The 3270-nt window shown below is 54.6% G+C and carries 4 protein-coding genes and 1 pseudogene; 1 reads left to right on the forward strand and 4 read right to left on the reverse strand.

Annotated elements, in window-relative coordinates:
- The coding region (locus L691_RS27685) for an ROK family protein (RefSeq protein WP_036735021.1) at nucleotides 1–287 on the reverse strand (287 nt) is incomplete at its 3' end.
- Nucleotides 288–587: 300 nt separating this feature from the next.
- On the opposite strand from L691_RS27685, the gene L691_RS0103175 reads away from it, so the two are divergent.
- A complete protein-coding gene (locus L691_RS0103175) occupies nucleotides 588–1487 on the forward strand; it encodes an SDR family oxidoreductase (RefSeq protein WP_025688734.1) in 900 nt (299 codons plus the stop codon).
- 188 nt (nucleotides 1488–1675) lie between these two features.
- Here the strand turns inward: L691_RS0103175 and L691_RS0103180 are convergent, their stop codons facing one another.
- The 3 genes and pseudogenes from L691_RS0103180 to L691_RS32450 all read right to left on the reverse strand — a co-directional run.
- Complete coding sequence (locus L691_RS0103180) at nucleotides 1676–2656, reverse strand: 5'-3' exonuclease (RefSeq protein ID WP_025688735.1); 981 nt, start codon at nucleotides 2654–2656, stop codon at nucleotides 1676–1678.
- A gap of 25 nt (nucleotides 2657–2681) precedes the next feature.
- Entirely contained in the window at nucleotides 2682–3047 is a 366-nt protein-coding gene (locus L691_RS0103185) for an arsenate reductase family protein (protein ID WP_025688737.1), read from the reverse strand.
- 18 nt (nucleotides 3048–3065) lie between these two features.
- A pseudogene (locus L691_RS32450) lies at nucleotides 3066–3270 on the reverse strand (hypothetical protein); the annotation flags it as partial.

The raw sequence follows: 3270 nt of genomic DNA on the forward strand, positions 1-3270 counted from the left end.
ATTTTTTCACGGACCGCACCTACCAGATTATATTGGCTCCAAAAAGGCTTCGGCGTGGTCGTAACATAACCGTATGTCGGACTTCCAAGCACCGGATCAATCGGCCCGAACGAGCCAATGCCGATCGCTTCGACATTTTTACCTTCAAAATATTGGAATACTTGCGCCATCGTCTCTTCCGGATGGGTCGTAGGAAAGCTCACTCGGTCGATAATGCTTCCGTCCTCATGCCCGATCCCACATACAAACTTCGTTCCTCCCGCTTCAATCGCACCCAATAATTTCACTTGCGCGTTCCCCCTTTATTAGTGCATACGCTTACAGGTGTAAATAATATCCGCTACCTATTATACTTTGTCCGCCGAATGAATGACAAGCGAATGGCATAGATAATAGTCAGCCAGCAGCCTGCCAATCCCGCCCAATTAATGGATTCTTCTTCTTTATTCTACCATTACGCGCTTTATAGCGAAGGATTAGGCGGACCCTCGGACCGGCTTAAACTCCCGCCGACATGTCGTATCTGGGCACCTCCTCCACATGGGCGGAATATACTGGGTGCAAAACCGCTTCAGAGAGGACTTATTATGAATCGACAAATTCCATATTACGGGTCGGAGGTGCAGTGTAAGCAGATACCCCTGACGTTCCCGCCGCAACAGCAATACAGGCAGCCAGGACTCGAATTTTTGATGGTGCCGAGGCCCATTTATGATAATCCGAACTACAAAGGCAGCGGCAAGCTCCAGGGCAAAGCGGCGCTGATCAGCGGAGGAGACAGCGGAATCGGCCGTGCGGTCGCGGTAGCTTTCGCCAAAGAGGGCGCTGATGTGGCAATCGCTTATCTCTGCGAGCATCAGGACGCCGTGGAGACAAGAGAAGCTGTACAAAGGCTGGGCCGCCGCTGTCTGCTGATACCCGGGGATTTAAGGCGGAAGGAAGCCTGCCAAAGAGCCGTGAGCCTGACACTTGAGTGCTATGGGCGGCTTGATATTCTGGTGAACAATTTAGGCGTCCAGTTTGTCCGGGAAAATGTTTTGGATATTACAGATGAGCAGCTTCGCATGACGTTCGATACGAATATCATCTCTTTTTTTCATATGACAACGGCTGCTCTCCCGCATATGCCCGCAGGAAGCAGCATTGTGAATACTGCCTCGGTCAACGCCTATATCGGCAGGAAAAATCTGATCGACTACTCCTCCACCAAAGGCGCCATCGTCAGCTTCACCCGTGCCCTTGCCAATAATTTGGCGGATAAGGGCATCCGGGCCAACGCCGTTGCTCCCGGTCCGTTCTGGACGCCGCTCAATGTGGCGACACAAACGCCGGAGGCCGTCAAAACGCTCGGGGCAGACACACCGATGAAGCGTGCGGGACAGCCTTACGAGCTGGCTCCGGTCTATGTTCTGCTCGCTTCGGACGATGGCTCCTATATTACGGGGCAGACCATCCACGTCAATGGCGGAATGATGACGACGAGCTGACCGGGCACGTCCTCGTGCTCTGCCGATTGGCCTGGGGCGGACATATGAAGCGCTGTGGCGCCGTATCAATATGTCGGCCTGCCTGACTGACGAAATGATCAGGACGATTCCCCCCTGTCCATCCAAAAAAAGACTGTTCCTAAGACGATTGCGCCCTCTGGAACAGTCTTCTTCGCTTATGAATCCGATTATGCAAACGGATCGGCCTTAATGGAGCCCGCTCCGGATCGGCTCCCCTGCCATTCCGGAAGCTCAATCTCCACAATTCCGTCTTCCCGCTCCTCTTCCTTTGGCGCCGATATGAGATACATCAGGCTTCCGAACTCCAGTTCCTTGAACTTTCGCGCCGCCGGTTCCCGCTGCACTTCCCATAGACACTCGGCCAGGGTACAGTCCAGCGGGACGTCGCAGCGGATCTCCGCCAGCTCCCTAGACAGGTGCAGCATATCGAGATCAGCTTCGATCTTGGTCCGTACTCCCTTGGGCAGCAGGTGCAGATTTTCAATTACGCCTTCCACGGTCCGGTATTCGGCCAGCAGCTTTAGCGCCGTCTTCTCGCCGATTCCCCGGACGCCGGGATAATTGTCGCTCGTATCGCCCATAAATCCTTTCAGGTCGATGACCTGGGAAGGGGTCAGCCCTTTCTCCTCCAGCAGTGTTGCCGGATCATACACCATGTAGTTGGACCGGCCTTTTTTCATAATAATGACACTGACCTGGTCGCTCACCAATTGAAGCATATCGTGGTCCCCGGTCAAAATACGTACCTCGGACTCCTCGCTGAAAAAGGAAGCCAGCGTGCCAATGCAGTCGTCCGCCTCGTACCCCGGAATGCCCACGTTTGGTACGCCCAGCTCCGCGACTACCTCTTTAACCAGATCGAACTGCGGAATCAGCTCCAGCGGAGGCTCCGCGCGGTTCGATTTGTAGCCGTCAAATTTTTCGGTTCGGAACGTGCTCTTGCCCATATCCCAGCAGCATACGACGTGGGAAGGCTCAAAGGCCGTGACGGCGTCGAAGAAATACTGCAAAAAGCCGTATACGGCATTGGTCGGCAGACCGCTGGCCGTCTTGCGGATATAGCCTCCGTAGGCGGTGGCGTAGTAAGCCCGGAACAAGAGCGCCATGCCATCCACAATCATCACGCGGTCTCTAGCTTCTGTACTCATGCGCGTTTACCTCCATTTCAAGAACTTACTCGGTTCCCCAGATCCGGCGGAAATCCTCTTCCTTGAATCCAACGGATACCTTGCCTCCCAATTTGACAATGGGGCGCTTGATCAGCATCCCGTTCCCTGCCAGCAGCTCCAGCTGTTCGCGCTCGCCGAGGTTTGGCAGCTTCTCCTTTAGATTCTCCCGCTTGTAGACCTCGCCGCTCGTATTGAAGAACTTTTTGAGCGGAAGGCCGCTTGCGGCGACCAGTTCACCTAATTCATCAACCCCTGGAGTCTGCTCCACGATATGGCGAAGCTCCAGGTCATGTCCCTGCTCCTTCAGCCATTTCAACGCATTCCGGCAGGTGCCGCATTTCGGATAATGATATACGATCAATTGACTCATGAATCGATTCTCCTTAAATCAAGTCTGATTATTTGGGATTTGCTTCGTCTCTTGCGGCTTCCTAAGCAGCGCTTCCAGTTCTTCCATATCCGGAGGAAGCGGCGCCTCAAATGTCATCTCGCGGCGGAGGATCGGATGGGCGAAGGCCAACCGCGCCGCGTGCAGCGCCTGACGGCCGATCGCGGCGTCCAGCGCCGATACGGCCTCAAGCTCCGCTGCCGCA

This window comes from Paenibacillus zanthoxyli JH29, assembly GCF_000520715.1.
GTDB classification, from domain to species: Bacteria; Bacillota; Bacilli; order Paenibacillales; family Paenibacillaceae; genus Paenibacillus_AQ; species Paenibacillus_AQ zanthoxyli.

Bases quoted from the DNA above. Each gene is read 5' to 3' on its own strand.
- L691_RS0103175 (WP_025688734.1), top strand. From the start codon at position 588: ATGAATCGACAAATTCCATATTACGGGTCGGAGGTGCAGTGTAAGCAG.
- L691_RS0103180 (WP_025688735.1), bottom strand. From the start codon at position 2,656: ATGAGTACAGAAGCTAGAGACCGCGTGATGATTGTGGATGGCATGGCG.
- L691_RS0103185 (WP_025688737.1), bottom strand. From the start codon at position 3,047: ATGAGTCAATTGATCGTATATCATTATCCGAAATGCGGCACCTGCCGG.